Source organism: Rhizobium sp. TBD182, from assembly GCF_001950375.1.
In the GTDB taxonomy this organism is placed as follows: Bacteria; Pseudomonadota; Alphaproteobacteria; order Rhizobiales; family Rhizobiaceae; genus Agrobacterium; species Agrobacterium tumefaciens.
This window is the reverse complement of the sequence record NZ_BDLN01000015.1, coordinates 21,624-21,966: the sequence shown is the minus strand read 5'-3', so window position 1 is coordinate 21,966 and position 343 is coordinate 21,624. Positions and strand designations below refer to the sequence as shown.

Genomic DNA, 343 nt, shown 5'->3' with positions numbered 1-343 from the left:
CACACGCACGCGTAAACCGCATCGACGGACCTTCTTTGCCGGCGGCAAGTTTGCTGACGCGTGCTCCCTCCAACAGCATGGATAGCGTATCAGCCAAAAGTTCAGGATCGCTTACACCTGTCGAACGACAAAGGTCGGCAAGCCGGGAATGCTGTTCCATCTTCAACGTTTCTATTATCGCATGTGCAGGGTGTCCTTGCTCCTTCAACTCTACCGCAGCATTGGCCAAATCGCATCCATAGGGCTCGCTGGAAAGACATTGCGCGCGCGCTTTAACCCATGCCGTGAGCTGAGCCCTCGGGTCGCCCGGGTTCTCTTTTTCGAGATCTTCCCAGGCTTTATT

The 343-nt window shown here is 55.1% G+C and carries 1 pseudogene; it reads right to left on the bottom strand.

Features of this window, described 5'->3' with window-relative positions:
• Positions 1-343 (bottom strand): annotated as a pseudogene (locus T18_RS27335) (TetR/AcrR family transcriptional regulator); the annotation flags it as partial.